Annotated in this window: 15 protein-coding genes; 3 read left to right on the top strand and 12 right to left on the bottom strand. The window is 61.6% G+C overall.

Going from position 1 to position 15,615, the window contains the following annotated elements; genetic code table 11:
* Window positions 1-137: 137 nt before the first annotated feature.
* The gene (locus H3T89_RS08475) at window positions 138-1,586 is read right to left on the bottom strand and encodes a ParB/RepB/Spo0J family partition protein (protein ID WP_198216841.1); all 1,449 of its coding nucleotides are present in this window, start codon (window positions 1,584-1,586) and stop codon (window positions 138-140) included.
* A gap of 411 nt (window positions 1,587-1,997) precedes the next feature.
* Here H3T89_RS08475 and H3T89_RS08480 point away from each other — a divergent pair, with 411 nt between their 5' ends.
* Complete coding sequence (locus H3T89_RS08480; protein ID WP_198216842.1) at window positions 1,998-2,441, top strand: hypothetical protein; 444 nt, start codon at window positions 1,998-2,000, stop codon at window positions 2,439-2,441.
* A gap of 70 nt (window positions 2,442-2,511) precedes the next feature.
* Here the strand turns inward: H3T89_RS08480 and H3T89_RS08485 are convergent, their stop codons facing one another.
* Together H3T89_RS08485 and H3T89_RS08490 are read right to left on the bottom strand one after the other, a co-directional pair.
* Entirely contained in the window at window positions 2,512-2,880 is a 369-nt protein-coding gene (locus H3T89_RS08485; protein WP_198216843.1) for a ribbon-helix-helix protein, CopG family, read from the bottom strand.
* Window positions 2,881-3,023: 143 nt separating this feature from the next.
* On the bottom strand, window positions 3,024-3,281 hold the full coding sequence (locus H3T89_RS08490) for a hypothetical protein (RefSeq protein WP_198216844.1): 258 nt from the start codon (window positions 3,279-3,281) through the stop codon (window positions 3,024-3,026).
* Between the two features lie 468 nt (window positions 3,282-3,749).
* Between H3T89_RS08490 and H3T89_RS08495 the strand changes: the two genes are divergently transcribed.
* Window positions 3,750-4,046: a hypothetical protein gene (locus tag H3T89_RS08495; protein ID WP_198216845.1), complete on the top strand. Its 297-nt coding sequence runs from the start codon at window positions 3,750-3,752 to the stop codon at window positions 4,044-4,046.
* 143 nt (window positions 4,047-4,189) lie between these two features.
* Here the strand turns inward: H3T89_RS08495 and H3T89_RS08500 are convergent, their stop codons facing one another.
* From H3T89_RS08500 to H3T89_RS08525, 6 genes are all read right to left on the bottom strand, one after another.
* The gene (locus H3T89_RS08500; protein WP_198216846.1) at window positions 4,190-5,839 is read right to left on the bottom strand and encodes a type I-C CRISPR-associated protein Cas8c/Csd1; all 1,650 of its coding nucleotides are present in this window, start codon (window positions 5,837-5,839) and stop codon (window positions 4,190-4,192) included.
* A gap of 45 nt (window positions 5,840-5,884) precedes the next feature.
* On the bottom strand, window positions 5,885-6,259 hold the full coding sequence (locus tag H3T89_RS08505; RefSeq protein ID WP_198216847.1) for a ParB N-terminal domain-containing protein: 375 nt from the start codon (window positions 6,257-6,259) through the stop codon (window positions 5,885-5,887).
* Window positions 6,260-6,374: 115 nt separating this feature from the next.
* Window positions 6,375-6,776, bottom strand: coding sequence for a hypothetical protein (locus H3T89_RS08510; RefSeq protein ID WP_198216848.1), 402 nt, complete (start codon window positions 6,774-6,776; stop codon window positions 6,375-6,377).
* 108 nt (window positions 6,777-6,884) lie between these two features.
* Complete coding sequence (locus H3T89_RS08515) at window positions 6,885-7,718, bottom strand: hypothetical protein (RefSeq protein ID WP_198216849.1); 834 nt, start codon at window positions 7,716-7,718, stop codon at window positions 6,885-6,887.
* On the bottom strand, window positions 7,715-10,039 hold the full coding sequence (locus tag H3T89_RS08520; RefSeq protein ID WP_198216850.1) for a type I-E CRISPR-associated protein Cse1/CasA: 2,325 nt from the start codon (window positions 10,037-10,039) through the stop codon (window positions 7,715-7,717). Before H3T89_RS08520 ends, H3T89_RS08515 begins: the two co-directional genes overlap by 4 nt.
* Window positions 10,036-10,455 carry a hypothetical protein gene (locus H3T89_RS08525; RefSeq protein WP_198216851.1) on the bottom strand — a complete coding sequence of 140 codons (420 nt, stop codon included), beginning with the start codon at window positions 10,453-10,455 and terminating at the stop codon, window positions 10,036-10,038. The genes H3T89_RS08520 and H3T89_RS08525 overlap by 4 nt, the downstream gene beginning before the upstream one ends.
* 136 nt (window positions 10,456-10,591) lie before the next feature.
* On the opposite strand from H3T89_RS08525, the gene H3T89_RS08530 reads away from it, so the two are divergent.
* Window positions 10,592-11,287, top strand: a complete 696-nt coding sequence (locus tag H3T89_RS08530) for a hypothetical protein (protein WP_198216852.1) — start codon at window positions 10,592-10,594, stop codon at window positions 11,285-11,287.
* On the opposite strand, the gene H3T89_RS08535 is transcribed toward H3T89_RS08530, so the two are convergent.
* From H3T89_RS08535 to lanKC, 3 genes are all read right to left on the bottom strand, one after another.
* Window positions 11,284-11,925: a recombinase family protein gene (locus H3T89_RS08535; RefSeq protein ID WP_198216853.1), complete on the bottom strand. Its 642-nt coding sequence runs from the start codon at window positions 11,923-11,925 to the stop codon at window positions 11,284-11,286. The two genes, H3T89_RS08530 and H3T89_RS08535, sit on opposite strands and share 4 nt — an antisense overlap.
* A complete protein-coding gene (locus H3T89_RS08540; RefSeq protein ID WP_198216854.1) occupies window positions 11,919-12,242 on the bottom strand; it encodes a hypothetical protein in 324 nt (107 codons plus the stop codon). Before H3T89_RS08540 ends, H3T89_RS08535 begins: the two co-directional genes overlap by 7 nt.
* A 300-nt stretch (window positions 12,243-12,542) precedes the next feature.
* Window positions 12,543-15,113 (bottom strand): class III lanthionine synthetase LanKC, encoded by a 2,571-nt coding sequence (gene lanKC / locus H3T89_RS08545; protein WP_198216855.1) that lies wholly within the window; start codon window positions 15,111-15,113, stop codon window positions 12,543-12,545.
* Between the last annotated feature and the right edge of the window lie 502 nt (window positions 15,114-15,615).

The following is a 15,615-nucleotide window of genomic DNA, read 5'->3' on the forward strand; positions in this document are numbered from 1 at the left end:
GGCCCCCATCAACAGGGGGCCGGGAGCCGTCGCCTGGGGCCGGTCCCGGGCCTGCCGGCCCCTGGCCGGCAGGGGCAGGCTCCTCTTGGCGGAGTGGGCGCCCCCGGCTGGAGCCGTGCCGGGGGCGCGCAGGGTTTTTAGTCCTGCTCCTCTTCGTCAGGCTCGTCCTGCTCGTCATTGGGCAGGTAGGCGCCCTTCAGGGCGGCTTTCTCGTCGTCGCTGGGCTTGTAGCCGGTCTGGGCGAGGATGCCGTAGTACTGCCGGAGCAGGGGCAGGCCATGGTCGGGGTCGGCCCAGTCGGAGGGCTTCTGGGCGAGCTGGCCGGCGCTTAGGAGCAGCCAGATGGCGGTCTGTTGGCAGTGCTTGTCGTCGGGGCTGAGCACGTCGGTGCCGGCCCCCCAGACATCCTCGTAGGCGGGTCCGGGCTTCACGCTTGTGAGGTCGGCTTTGCAGGCCCGGTCGTGCATGAGCGCGCCGGCCAGGACGGCGGCGGAATTCTTCAGGGGGGCGGCGCGCTTGGTGATGTGCTCGATGTGGTCGAGCACCAGCTTCTCCGTCATTTCCACGAAGGCATAGAGCTTGGCCTGCCGTTCCCATTCGGCCCGCTCGGCCTCCTCCTGCTGGGCCTGCCGGAGGGCTTCCTGCATGCCTGTCCGCTCCCGCTCCTGCTCCTGTTCGTCGAGCTCGGCCTGGGTGTACCTGTGCAGGAGGGCCAGGCCGCGCCCCCATTCGGCCGCGTCGGTGATGATGTCGGCGGTGGTCAGGCTCTGGCGTTCGGCCAACTCCATGCCGGCCAGGACGTGGGCGATGTTGATGCCGGAACGGATGGTTATGACTCGGTGGTATCCCTCCGGGTGGTCGTAGATGTCGTCCATGTCGTCGATGGTGTCCAGTCCTAGGGATGCGACGGTGGCGCGGGCCTTCTCCAGCCACTGCTCGTCCTTTACGCTCTTCTTGCACTTGGCCAACTGGGCCGACCAGTTGTTGGTGCCGGCGGCCGTCATGAGCTGTTTCTGCAGGTCGGGCCGCCCGTCGAATTCGGCTATGCGGTCGAGCTGTTCGAAGCTGACCTGCCGGTCGGGCAGGATGCTGGGGTCGAGGCTGGCCGCCTTGAGCCGCCTGCGCACGGTGGTGCGGCTCCGGCCGGTGGCCTTGGCCATCTGGTCCTCGTTCTCCCCCAGGTCGAGCAGGCGGGCGTACCCCTTGGCCTCCTCGATGGGTGTCAGGCCTGCGCGCTGGATGTTCTCCACCAGCATGAGCTCGGCCTGCTCCTGTTGTCCTGCCTTGCGCACGATGCAGGGCAGGGTGTCCAATCCTGCCTTGATGGCGGCGGCGTAGCGCCGGTGGCCCATGATTATCGTGTGGCGGCCCTGCTTGTCGGCCGGGGTCACCACCAAAGGCTGTTGCACGCCCTGGGAGGCTATGGAGGCCGACAGCTCTGTCAGGTCTCCGAGGTCGCGCCTGGGGTTGTCAGGGTTGGGGTCGAGGTTGGCGGCCTTGACCTGCAGGAGGATGGGCTGGCCTTCCGCGGGCATGGTGGCCCCTTCGGCCTTGGTCGCGGCTGGGGTAGCGGTTGCGGTGCTCATGATGTTGGCTCCTTGTCTGTCCGGCGGGCCTCTCCCGCCTGACACCGGCATCAGGCCGCCGGGAGGGCGGAGCGCCGTTCCGCGTGCGGATCGGGACCCGGCAGGCCGGAGGGGGCATGGCATGCTGTTCGGCCATGCGGCCCGCAGGCCCGGCGGTGACCGGGACGCCCCGGATGGCGCGCAGCCCGAGCGGTGGCAGGATGATGGGGTCAGGCGAGCTGGTCGCGGCTGTGTCCGGGCGGACACGGCCGCCAGGCATCCAGCCGGCCGGCCATGGGCCGGCGTCCGTCTCCCGGCGCCTCCGATCCGCCGGCAGCGGATCCTTCCGGACATGGACATACCAATGGTATAGTCATGAACATATCAGTGATATAGTCATGGACATACCACTGATATAGTCAAGGAGGGATTGTGACTGCAAGAAAGCCGATGGAGAGCCGCACAGGCGCCGATTTCAGGATGCTCAGGGACAAGCTCGGGGTCAGCCAGCAGTGGGTGGCCAGCCAGGTGGGGGTGACCAAGCTGACGGTCCTCACCTGGGAGGACCCGAACGAGTTCGCCCTCCCCTCCCGGAAGGCCTGGGATCTGTTGGAGGGCATGTGGCGCAAGGCCGATGAGATGGCCGCCAGGCTGGTCGGCATCGCCAGCGAGGCCGCGAAGGCGGCCGAGGAGGAGGGCCGCAGACCGGCCGTGCTCCTGCTCCCCTACTGGCGCAACCGGGCGGACTATCTGCGCTCCGGACGTGACGGGTGCATGGAGGTGGAGAATCTGTCCACCAGGATGGCCCAGGACCGGCTGGCCGTCCTGGGCATGCCCTGCGGGATCACCTATGCGCAGCCTCTTCCCGACGCATGAAAAAGGGCGCCCCGGGAGTTCCACTCTTCGTGGATTCCTGGGGCGCCCTTGCGTCCTTCGGCGGCGGCCGTCAGACGGCTGCCGGCTGCCTGCCCGTGCCCTGAGCATACCAGGCGACGGCTTTGCGGATGATGGCGGACTTGTTTGTGCCCTCCTGCTTGGCCAGCTGGCTGGCCGTGTCGTCCAGATCCTCGGGCACCCGGATCTTCCAGGTCTTCCGTGCCACCTGGGTGGCTTCGGCCCGGCGCAGGCGCATCTGGTCGAATTCCTCCTGGAGTTCGCGGAAGAATTCGTCCTCATTCACCTCGCGGTTCGGATCCTTGCGTCGTACGGAGCCTGGTACGACGTCCAGACGCTCCCCGTGTTCAATCTTGGCGGCCAGCTCGTCCATCTGCCGGCGTTCCTCTTCCGTCTTGGGTTCGTATTCATGTGTGTCCATATTCCCTGCCCCGGTTTCCTGCACTATATGTCTTTGTTTCTTGTCTTTCTTTGAGTTATATGTTTCTTTGAGTCATGTGTTTCGCTTAATTATTTATTTTTTAATTATTGGTCTTGTTTGGCTGTTTGTTGGCCGGACAGGCGTCAGCCGATCAGATAACGCCAGTGGTCGGTTACAGTCATGGCGTGGAAGGCGACGAATTCACCGCGTCCGGCATTCTTGACTACGACCTCGATATAGTCCTCTTCGAGCGCCCCCAAGTGCCTGGGCCCCACGAACACCACAGCATCCAATCCATTGCGATCCCTGATTTCCTCTTTTCCTGCATAATGCAGGACGGCATAGACGATTTCCTCGTCGCTCACGCCATGTTTGCCGGCGCTTCCAGTTACCTTGAACATCTCGACTCCTCCATCGGCACTCCTTTCACCTGGCTCGGCCAACATCTAAATAGTACCACACTGACGACCTACAATCAAGGGCCACACTCTTTTTCCTCTGGGTATTCATTGGATCTTCCAGCCGCAGCCCTGCTGTGGCGGACCACTCCTCGATGATTCGCCTCGGCTTCGGATTCTTTGACTGAAAACCCTGATATGCCCTTCCGGGGCTCCGGCAGGCCGTCCTCGCGCACGCCCGGCCCTGCCTTTCCGCCTGGTTCCGGCAGGCTCCCCCTTATGCACGCCAAAAGCTGCCAGATCCGTTGTTTGGCAAGCGTCCTATGGGGCGCGCCTTTTGCGTCCCATGGGATGCGCGGCAGCCGATGATCGACCTGATCCAGGTCGCCGGGGTACGGGGCGGGAGCCCCGCTCTCATGCCCGGCCTTTTTCCATGGGCGTACACCCCTATGTGTCTTTACCATGAGGGCCATGGCAGGCGAGGAAGTGTCTCCGGAGGACAGGGCCAGGGCCGAGCAGGTGGCCGACAGCGTCATAGGACAGCTGCTGGCGGGCCAGCGGATGACCCTGATCGACGAGGACTCCCCCAGGGGCCGCTACCTGCATGCCCTGATCGAACGGGGTCGGCAGGAGCACCTGATCGACATAGGCCGGTCCATGGGGCATCTGGCCTGGGTCACCCGCGAGCAGGCCGAGCAGATCAACGAGTGGTATGCCAGCCGGCGGGCCATCTACGCCAGACTCCAGTCCAGGGTCCGCCGCTGGTGACCGGACGCAGGCTCCCGGCAAGGCCTGCATGCCGGGTTATCCACATTTCTCACGCCGGGCCCTGGCGCCTTGCCTCCAGGCTGTAGGCTGGCCTTGCCGTGCCGTCCGGCTCCCCCGAAGTATGCGGGCGGCATGGCGTTTTTTCAATCGGCTGGGGCCTGCTTCCTGCCCCTGCTCTGGCGGCGGCCGGCGGCCTCGATGGTGGCCAGGGCCTGGGCCTTGTAGCCCAGGTAGAAGGCGCTCCGGGCCGGGGCGTCCAGATGGTCCGGGTAATGGTCGCCCACCGGGGTGACGGCCCGTGCCAGATGCAGGTACCATCTCCGGTCGGCCTTGGAGGGGCTTGTGCGCAGGCGCCGATCGAGCGCGGGGATGCCGTGGGACGGGCGGGCGGCTGTGCTGCATAGCGTCTGTCTGAGAAGGGGTTTGAACGTTCCCGGGCTGTTGAGCCGGCGGATCTGCGCCGCGTACATGTAGTAGACCCTGCCCAGCCGGTAGCCCAGGCAGTCGGAGTCCTCGTGCGTGCCCGGCCCGAGGATCCCATGGGGGCAGGCCTTGTCGGGCCTCCTGGCGTAGTAGGCGCGCAGGAGCATGGCATCCGTGCCGCTCACATCGCCGGCCCTGCGGATGTCCTCCTCCACCAGGCGGGGCAGCTCGGCCGGGTAGGGGCCGCCGGCGAACATGGTTCGGAGCATGGCCACGGCCAGGCCCTGCTCCTGATCGCCGAGACTGTCCAGGATGCGCCCCATGTCGGGGGCGGGCCCGTCCTCGTCGCCGGTCATGTCGGATGCCGTCCGGCGCAGTCGGCTGCGCATCCGGCCGTATGAGGCGTCCTCGTGCATGAGGACGATGGCCCGCCCTTTGGCCGAGCTCAGGGCCATCACATGGCAGGGCATGCTCTCGTCCAGGCCGTCGGCGTCTTCGGGCGGCGGGGTCTGCCGAAGGCCGGCCTGATGCAGGAGGGCGTCAGGGTACCTGGGGTCGGCGTCGTCGGACCAGCAGACCACCGAGGCGGCCCTGCCGATGGGCGCATGCCATCCCGGCGTCGCCAGCATGTAGTTGAGCGCATCCGCATAGGCTGTCGCCTCCTGGTCGCCGACCGGGGACACCAGGCCCCGCTGCTTGCCGTATGACCATGAGGATTCCGGGGCGGCGGACACCAGGGAGGACCCCATGCCTTCGCCGCCGGGCAGGCCCTTGATCTTGGGATGGGACCGGACCGGGGAGACGATGCGTCCGGATACGAGGCTCTGCGCCTTGCCGGAGTCCGGGCCCTCCTCCTGGGATCCGGCCATGGCCTGGTCCCAGGCCCGTCGCAACGCCGGCGAATCGGTGAGGGGCTGGCCGCCCCTGCATAGGACGATGCTGCCGATCATGGCCGACCGCCAGACGGCCGGATCGGTCGCCTCCTGCAGGCCGGCGCCCTGGGGCCCCTGGTCGAAGAAGGCGAGCACCAGCCCGGCATCCTGGTCTTCGGACCCGTCCAGCAGCTCATGGTGCAGCTTCGCGGCCGCCTGGAAGCACCGCCGGGCCCTGGCTCCGCCGCTGCCCAGCAGATAGGGGGCGCTGTCGCACAGATACATGGGCTTGACGTTGCTGGTGCGCAGCCCGTGGGCCGGGATCTCCAGCAGGCGCGCGCCCTTGCCGTCCGGCGCATCGAGTCTGACCAGGCCTTCGGCCGTGCCGTCCGGCCCCAGGTCCAGCCCCCATTGGATCCTTGCGAACTCGTAGCCTTCCGTCGCCATCAGGCCGCGCCCGGTCAGGCTTTCGTGCAATGATGCCAGTTGTTCCAACATGATGTTTCCCCTCGTCTTCCTGTGTTGATGTTCGTCCGTCCGGGCCTACCATTCGGCGATCTCGTCCTTGTACTGCTCGACCTCGGTCCCCGCGAAGACGCTCCCCAGGCTGTCGTACGGGAATTCGACGCAGTCCAGCAGCTCGGGGTCCTGCTTGTCCCACCAGTCCTGCACGATGCCGTGCACGTCCAGGGCGACCTTCATGTCGCCGATGCCGTGCCGGCCCTGCCCGGCCAGCCTCGCCAGGGCGGCCATGCGGTGGCTGCCGGTGATGCAGATGCCCTGGATGCTGTCGACCAGGATGGGCGCGCCCCGCCACCCGTGTTCGAGTATCGACTGTTCGATTTCGTCGACGTGGCTGCCGTCGGTAGGGTTGGGGGTGGCGTAGCAGCTGATCTGCCTGTAGGTCATTTCGTCCATGTCCGAAGCCTCCTGCCTGTGCGGAGCCTGCCTGGGGCTGCGCTGCTCACGTCTTCATTTATACTACGGTATCGTAGTAATATAAGGCGCGTCCGGTTTTCTCCCCGCAAAGCGCCTATGCCTCCGGATGCTGCTGGCCGTCGTGGAAGGCGTCGGCCAGCAGGTCCACCATCCAGCCCAGCTGCTCCGGCGTGAGCGTGTCCGACAGCCCCCGGGGGACCCGCTCCAGGCTGCGGGCGAAGCTGGCGCCGAACCCGCCGATCCTGCTGTACTGCTTGGCCTGCGCGATCTTGAGCTCGTGCTCCAGGTCCTCGTCGTCCAGGCTGTCCCTGGCCACCTTGGTCATGGCCTCCTTCATGCTCTTGCGCCTGTCGGGGTAGGGCTCGTCCTCGTCGATCACCCAGTTCCGGCCCAGCTTGCGCGCGGTGCGGAACCCGCCCCGGTTGGCCATCTGCCGGGCGCTGTCGGGTGTGCGCCCGTGCTGCTCCGCGTACTGCGTCAGCGCTATCTCCGCCATGACGATCTCCTTTCGCCCGTCCCTGCATCATCCATTATACTACGATACCGTAGTAATACAAGGGGGGCGGGGATCGTTCCGCGACAGGACCGCCAGGCCTTCACGCTTCTAGCGCCGCCATATGCGCACGGTCTCCTTGCGGATGAGGGGCTTGTCGGCCGGCCCTTTCACGAATGGGGGGATCCACTGCCGGCGGCGCAGGGCATGGTTCTTGCCATAGGGCTGTTCGCGCCAGAAGCCGCGCACGATCCACCGGTGCGTGTACTCGCGGGTCTTCTCGCCCGGCTCGGCCGGCTCGCCCGGCCGGTGCAGGTTCTCCCGCAGGAGCAGCATCCTGACCTGCGGGATCTCCGTCCGCTCGTACCTGGCGGGCACCCGGTCCAGCGGGGTGACCTTGGGGGCGCGGGTCTCGCTGATCGTGGGCTGCTGGCTGAGCGCCCAGGCGGCTTTGAGCACGTCCTCCAGGATGCCGGGCCTGCCGCCATGGGCGAAGGTCACATAGCCGATGGGCAGGCGCGGATCGCACTCCCTGACGAAGGCCGGCTCCCTGCTGAACACCTCGGTGACCAGGGTGGTGCCCTGGTCGATGGCGAATCTGGCCCATGAGATGGCGTCGACGCTGCATGATCGGCCGTCCGGGTAGTCCTGCAGCCGGAAGGGCAGGCCGTCCTGGAAGACCATGAACCCCGTGTCGCTGGGCGGCTGCACGTCGGGCAGGTCGCCGGCCTCGGCGGTGTCGGCGGCCAGGGTCGCCATGTCCCGGCTCACCCACCAGATGGGCGAGGATCGCAAGGGCTCCCCGATCCGCCATGAGTCGTCCGGGGGCAGGCCCCCGGCGATGGCTGTCCTCCGGCCCAGGTCGTCCTTCCAGTCGGCCAGCTTATCCCTGATCCAGGGCAGCCAGATGGGCGTGAGCTTCGGGGTGCTTCTTCGGCGGCTCATGATCGCTGGCCTCTGGCGCCCTTGGTCCGTCTGAGGCTGCCGTAGATGGTGCCGGCGGATACGTGGTACCGGACGGCGAGCTCGTGGACGGTGGCCTTGCCCTGGCCGTAGAGGCTGGCGATCATTTTGTCGTCATCGGCGTCGAGCCGCGTGGGGCGGCCCGGTCGGCCGTGCAGGGGCTGCCCTTGGCCACGTTTCAGGCTTTCCGTCCTGGGCTGCAGGCGCCATTCGGTCTGGGGAAGGATGCGCAGGCCGCTGGCGCCGTCCCGGAGGATCCTGGGCTGGTGTTCCCATGTCCCAAGCAGGCGCGGCAGGCGCGGCTCGCCCTCGCCTGCTGCCATGGCCGAGGCGGCGAGGGCGGCGGCGTGCGGTGCCAGGCCTTCGGCTCCCTGGTTTTCGGGCATCCAGACCCGCCATGCGTCGTCGGGGTCGCCGGCTCCTTCGGCCGGCCGGGCCAGGCGGCGGTGCAGGGTCATGTGGCTGAGCCCGGAGGCGGATTCGAGACGCTCCCTGGATGCCCCTTCGTGCTCGCCGGCCCGGCACAGGCTGATCAGCAGCCCGGACAGGGTCTGGATGCAGGCCCTGGCGTCGAGCATGGCCGGCCTGGGGTCGGCCGTTTTGGGCCCGCCGGCAGTCTTGGCGCCGTCCCGGAGCCGTCTGAGGGCGGCCTCGCTCATGCCGTAGGCGCGGGCCAGGCTTGCGGGGGTCCAGCCGTGTCTCATGGCTTCCCTGGCCGTGTCGTCCAGCTTCCGGTTGCCGGCTTCGATGGCCTGGGCAACGTCCGTGAGTCGGGACAGCCCCGGCCCCAGGATGGCCTGGGACAGCCGTCCATGCAGGACGTCCAGGGCCTGGACCGGGTCCTGTCCGCCTTGATGCAGGAAATTCCTGGGCTGTTCGGGGACCGGGCGGCTCTTGATGCGCCCGGCCATGTACTCCAGGATGCCCACCGGGTCAGTGCGGCCCTGGAGCAGCAGGCTCATGGCGTTCCGCATGTCCAGGGCCCCCTCGTCGCGGGCGGCGGCCCTTACGGCGTTCAGACGGTCCAGTCCTCCTCCCTCCGGCCGGCCTCCGGCGGCGCGCATCGTGCGGATCCGGTAGTTGGCCCATGCGTCGTCCATGTCCGTCAGGGCGCGGGCCGTATGGGCAAGGATTCTGCCGCCCAGCGGGGTCAGCCAGTCCGGGATGATGGGTGTCGAGCGGGCTGCAATGTCCGTGATGCCGCTGGCCTGGCGGCCGTAGGAGACGGTCATCGTGTGCAGGGAGAGCCCCAGGTCGGCGCCGGCCGTGTCCAGGGCCTGCGCATCCCATGCGATGCCGGCCGGGCACACGTCGGGGTTTTCGGCGCTGGAGGGGATGATGCCGGTGATGGCGCGGGCCAGGGTGGGCTTCGGTCCGGAGGGGATGCCGGCAGGCCTTGGTGCGGATCCCTTGCGTGTGCGGGCCGCCCACCGGGCCATGGGCTCGATGCCGTGCAGGGTGGTCGGGTCGATGATGTCCCCGTAGGTGACGATGGCCCCGTCCACCCCGCCGGGGCCTCCTTCGAGGAGCACGCGCCGCCCGGTCCAGGTCAGGCAGTCGGCCGGCCCTTCGGGCCTGCGGCCCAGGACGGGTCCCGGCGACGGGGGCAGGGGACGCTCCCAGGCTGCCCGGTCGCCGTTCCGCCGGCATGGGGGCGCCCAGTTCAGCAGGAGCGTGTGGTACAGGTCGGGGCCCTCCAGCCAGGCCATGTCCAGCAGGCCGCACATTCCCTGGCCCGGCAGGCCGTGGGGCGGGTATTCGTGTCCGTTTCTGGCGCTGGGCGAGCCCTCGGCTGCAGGCTTGATGCCGGCCGTGTCCCAGGCCTGGATCGACAGGAGCATGAGCGCCGCCCTGGCCGGGTCCACGCCGTCCTCCGGAACGAAGACCTGCCCCGGCCCGATGCCCCGCGCCACTGGATCGGCCAGGACCAGGGGCCGGGGGCCCTTCCTGGTGGCCAGCCCCGGATACTGCATAAACGGACGGTCCCGGCCGAACAGGTCGAACCGGTCATGCCACCGGTCCAGGTAGGCGTCCACCAGGTCAGGGTCGAAGCCGTCCCGGCCATACAGTCCGCGCCACTGCTTTACCGGGTCCTGGCCGGTTTCCGGGCCTGGAAGGATGCGGTAGGCGATGGCCATAAGCAGGCGCAGGACGGGCACCCGGTAGGCTTCCTCGGCCTCGTCCAGGCCCCTGATGTTGCCGGCCTCATGGAGCACCTGGAGGATTCCCCACTCATGATGCGTCCCGTCAGCGCCGATGACCCCTATCCAGGGCTGGTCGACCAGATTGTATCCGCCGGTCACCGTGCCTGCCCCTCCCCCAGCATGGCCAGCACGTCGCTGCGGTCCAGGCCGGTCAGTTCGGCCAGCCGGCCTACGCTCATGCCGTCGTCGGCGGCGCGCGTCATGGTCGCCCTCAGCTCCCCGTCGGCGATGATCTCCTCCTTGCCTGCCTGGATTCTGCGCAAGGGCTTGAGCTCGCCGTTGATGGCGTGCTCGTCGGCGTCGAGGGCGATAATGTCCGGATTGCCCGCCATGTGTTCGATGGCACGCTCCTGGCTGTCCGTCACATGCGCTTCGTCCGCCTCCACGCCGTCGGCCCGGGCCGCCTGCTCCTGGAAGACCCTGGCCAGGCGTAATGCCGACCCCGGCGCCAGATCATGCCTGTCCGCCAGGTCCTCGGCCACCTGCCCTATCGTCCTGCCTGCTGCCGTCATCATCGACTCCAATCCTCGGTCCAACTGATTACAATATAATTATACCATATTGAGCGGAAGAAGTGGTACATATTTTATGGATTTCTGGGTAGGAGGCGACCAATAATGTTATTCATGACAGCATGATGGGGAGGCATCCATGACGAGGAAAAGAACGAAAAGATCGAGGTCTGCAAGTCGAAGACGGGCCTGTTTTCACAAAAACAATGATCAAACGCGAACTTCTAAACAAAACCCTGAACAAGGCCAACAGACAAGCAACGACCAAAAGCAACCATCCCAACAAGCCCCTGGACAGGACCAGCAGACAAGCGACGACCAAAAGCAACAACTTCAATGGACCCTTGAACAGACTCAGCTGAGATACAACGAACTCCAGGATAAGCACGACAAACTGATGGATTCTGCCGAGCGCCTGCTGGGGCTCTGCTCTATATCCAGCTTCACCACCTTCTTAACGAAGTCCATTTGGAACGGTTTTACGGGAGGGACCAGGCTCGCTCTTCAGGTCTTCATTGTCCTTACGGTAGTCGTTGTGTTTGTTGTCATAGTATTGATCAATGGCCTTTTTATAACGTTTTCTTATAGGGATTGGGACCCGGATCTTCCGGATATTGCGCAACTGGAGCAGAAACAATCCAAGGAAGAAAAAACGACCTCCCTCGCTGAATCCCTAAACGTTCAAATAGGGGTGTTGAGAAGGTCGAATATCCGTGTCTCTTTTGCTCTTTACGTTATGTACTTGCTCTATGCGGGATCCCTTGAATTGCTCGTTCTAGCTATTATTCACCCTAATTTACCCGCTATTCTCTCTTATTTATTCTCTTTCCTCTAATTAAACAGCATGGTTTGCTGGTCGTAAGCAGGACGGTTTGCAGGGAAATAATACCCAGACGGTACGTTATGATGCTGGCTCTGGTCCTTCGAGTGTTCCAGGGCCTTGTAGATGGTGCTTCGGCTGACGTTGAACCTGTCGGCTATCTCCTGGACGGTCACGGTCCTGGAGTCGTACAGCTGGCGCACCATGGCGACGTCCTTGTCGGAGAGCTTGTAGGGGCGGCCGCCTTTCCTGCCGCGCGCCCTGGCCGCCGTCAGGCCGGCCATGGTGCGTTCCCGGATCAGGTCCCGCTCGAACTGCGCCAAGGCGGAGAAGATGTTGAAGACCAGCACCCCTCCAGGCGTGCTGGTGTCCATGTTCTCGGTCAGGCTGCGGAACCCCACCCCCTGTTTCCGGAACCTGTCCATCAGGTCGACCAGGTTCTGCACGCTGCGCCCCAGCCTGTCCAGCTTCCACACCACCACCGTGTCGCCCTCGCGCAACGCCTCCAACATCCGGTCCAACTGGGGACGGCTGGCCTTGGCACCGGAGGAATGATCGACATAGATCCTCCCGCAACCCGCCTTCCTCAGCGCATCGGTCTGCAGATCCTCGTTCTGCTCAAGCGTGCTCACCCTCGCATAGCCGATCAGCATGCACCCTCCCCCCGGCCGGCCGACGACGACGGCTTCAGCCGCCGTACATGGGCCCGCTTTGGAAACCGACGGTGATAGACCGGACGGTTACAGACCACCATATGGGTCTCTTTGTATGGGCCTTCCCTGGGAACGATGCGTTCATTGATGATCTGCACCAGATAGTCGACCGCCAGCACGGTAACAGCCACAGAGAAGATCAGCGAATAATCTTCCCCTCCGCCGCGATCCTCGTTCCACAGATTGAAGAACAGCAGGAAGATCATGCCTATGACGGGATAAGGCGTGGTGCGGATCCACCATCTGCTCGGCCGCATACGTTCCAGATCGAAAAAAACGTCGTGAAAACAGAGAAAACATGCCGTTAGCTCAACCAGGGTAAGAAGCCCGAGACAAACGGATGGCAATGCCTGGCCCTCTTCGATCTGGTTCTCATTCCCCAATCGAACAGGAACGGGCACCCCTGCAAGACCCCTATTAACAACCCGACCTATTAACAACCACCCAACACGCTTACAGCCACAAGGCCAAACCCCCAACATAAACAACGCGTTTAGTTCCTATAGCCCCATATTCCGCATAAACCGATTAGGAAAATGCAACGTTGTGGAGACAGATCACTCTGAGTTCTTTATAGTGGACTCAATTGGGGGTAAACCGAATACCCATGTATCTGCATTACCAGTCAGGTAATTGAGCAATGCCAATAGGCCGGCGGCACCTGTGGAATAATCACACGACATGGCTTGCCCGCCATTTCCGGTAATCAATTGGTTGCCATGTTTGTCGTCAAAGAGGTATAGCGCGAGATTGTCGAATCTTTGTTTTGTGTTTTCAGTCTGGAATCCACACTGCATGTCTATTCCTAATAGTCCGGCATAACCGTAGAAAATCCCGCTTTGGACACACAACCGAGAACCGCAGCTTTTGACGATTTTCTTTAGGAAATCCGCATTCCTTTTTTGGGTTAGCCTTGGGTCAAGTACCTTTATCGCTAATGCGACACCACCACTGCCCTCAGCCAGATATGGAAGTAACCTACTTCTATCCGGGACCATTGCTATTCCATCCTCAGATATCACGAGGTCGTCCAACTCCAGGTTCAGAGCATCTCTTGCTTGAGTTTCTAAGGTTTTATTGTTTGTGTCTGCGGCAGCGAGATGGAGGGCGATTGCGATGCCGCTGTATCCGTCCAACAGACCTGATCCGTTTTCATTTGCGATTCCATACAGCTTTGTGGATTGCAACTGTTCCTTGTCATAAGTGGACAAAGCAGCTAACACCTGGTCGTATGCCTTTTGGACCACATCACTGTGGTCAAATTGGCGTATCTTGCGTAATGCCAAATATTGGCCCGCCAATCCACTTCGCAGCGAAATGTTGTCCTGAGAGCGGTCATGCTCTAAAAATCGGTCAATAAGCTGATCCGTCGCGTCAGTTTCTCCGCGTTCTGCAAGAACGCAAGCAACCCCCAAAGAGCCACGATACAGTCCATAATCTTGGAAATCGCAATCCAATGCTGCCTTTTTAAGAGTTGCCAAATCAGCGCCGGCGTTTTCATCCGAGGGTCCTAATGCGAACATCACCCCTGCAAGTCCGTATTCAATATCAAACTGTGCCTGCTCGTTTTCATATTGCTCAACATCCCCATGATAATTGGGGTGATCATTCCTGCGTGACGAATGTAAACCGCCTATCAGCCGTGAACGCAACATCTCGATATGGTCATAGACCGGGTAGGCGATGGTTGAGGGTGTGACCACTTCGCTTTGCTTAAGTAGTGAAGGGCTTATTGACTTCCTCAAAGAAGTCAGCAGATCTGTTGCATTCTTCGAAAAATTGCGTGATACAAATTCCAACTCGGTAGACCAATAGTCATCTGTTAGACCTTGAGCAGATACAATCGGTACAAATAGCTGCATTGCCACCTGCATAAGGGAATAGGAATCGGACTCTGTGGGAGTGCAATCCACATGGGGCATGAAACCTGGGGTCCCGATTGGCATTTTTTCAGGATTCTCAGATTCAACCGAGGATTCCATATCAATAAGAGTGACAGTCAGATCATCACCAAGCATGATATTCCGAGGTTGGATATCACGAAGGCATATTCCCGCTTTATGCACGGCATCTACAACACGTCGCAACTCCTCGATTATCCGTATTGCCTGTTCCTCATACTCGACGGTACTGTTTGTCGCAGTAAATGGGTACTGCCTTGCCAGCCAATCGAATAGGCTTTGACCAGAAATGTATTCTTCGAATAAATAAGCGTTATCCCCTGCCGGGGATAGTTTTATTGGTTTTACAACACCTTTGACTTCTTGAAGAGCTTCAAGAACCGCATATTCATGGTTAATGCGATCCCTTCCATCACTACCCGAACCATCGATGCCCTGCAGCCCCCTTCCCTCTTTCATCACTGCAGCTCTGCCTGAATCTTTGCTTTTTAATTGATAAATTCCCCCAGCATTGCTGAAATGCAAGGCGTTTTCGACTTCATAGCCCTTTATGAGTTCGGATAAAAGGTTATCAGTAGGGTGCATGCAGTCTTTTATCAGTTGGACGATAGGTGCAGGCGGCACAACGAAATCCGGCATTGAAAACTGTGTCGACCTGATATCGGGGATGAGCTCGCCTTTATCGTTTCTAATGGCAGGAACGTGTTTGCCCTCATTGTCAAGCGTTTGCAGTGCTTGAAATCCGCCGTAGCGGAAAAATACCGGCGTCTCAGGGACATTAACGTCAGTGAGAATCGGTGGAGAAGGGATATTATGCAACCGTTCACACAAGATATGCAAAAGGTCAAGAAAGTCGTCATCGCTTTGAGGATAAATGGTTATGAACTTTCCCGCCTGGCAGCGGTTAGCATACTTAGCATGCTGGGATAGAAAAACTTCCTTGCTTTTAAGAAATTTGAACGCTGTTTGTCTTTGAGAACAGATACGGCCTACAATATTAAGAACAACTCCACAGTTCAAAACCGTGGATCCCACATGAATTTTCCATCCCTGCTCAGGCATTGATTTACCAAACTCGCACTGAGTCCACACCTCATTGCGATGAAAAGATGCACGATGTTCTTTTACCACAAGAGAAGGCTCAAAATAATGTTGTTTGCCGCTGAAAGGTTCTTCAAAAAAAGGCGAGTCTTGTTTTAAATACTTTCCAAAATCAACCAATTCCATTGCATACCTTTTCTGTATATGGCATTGCACTGATAAAATGCAGGGCCACCATGGTATGGAGGCCCTGCATCATCAATCAACTGCAGATAATGCTCCAGTTGCTGTTTTGGCACGCACAAATAAGACTAAACTGTGAGTTACTGAAAGTCTCCATGTGCGGAGTCTCTGCTTCCTGCAGATTTTGCAATGAGTTGTTCATGTTCCCCTCCTTCCCCTAAATTAGGTATGCCCTTAGCATACGAATCATACTTTACAATAATTTTTGACTTATTGCATCTTTTTGTCAATAATTTATGGAAGACTTTTAACCGTCACGCAAGCAATACTTGTATTGCGTCTCAGTGTAAAGTTCGCTGTAGCTTTTCGCGTTGTGGATTCGTATGGTGCTCGGGGTTTCGTCGGGCTGTGGATTGGGGCTGGGTATGGCTGGTGAGTTTCTGTCCCTTGAGGGTGTCTCCTATCATTACGGTTCGGGCGGGGCCGGCATCACCGACGTGTCCCT

Source organism: Bifidobacterium sp. W8114, from assembly GCF_016101165.1.
GTDB lineage: Bacteria > Actinomycetota > Actinomycetes > Actinomycetales > Bifidobacteriaceae > Bombiscardovia > Bombiscardovia asteroides.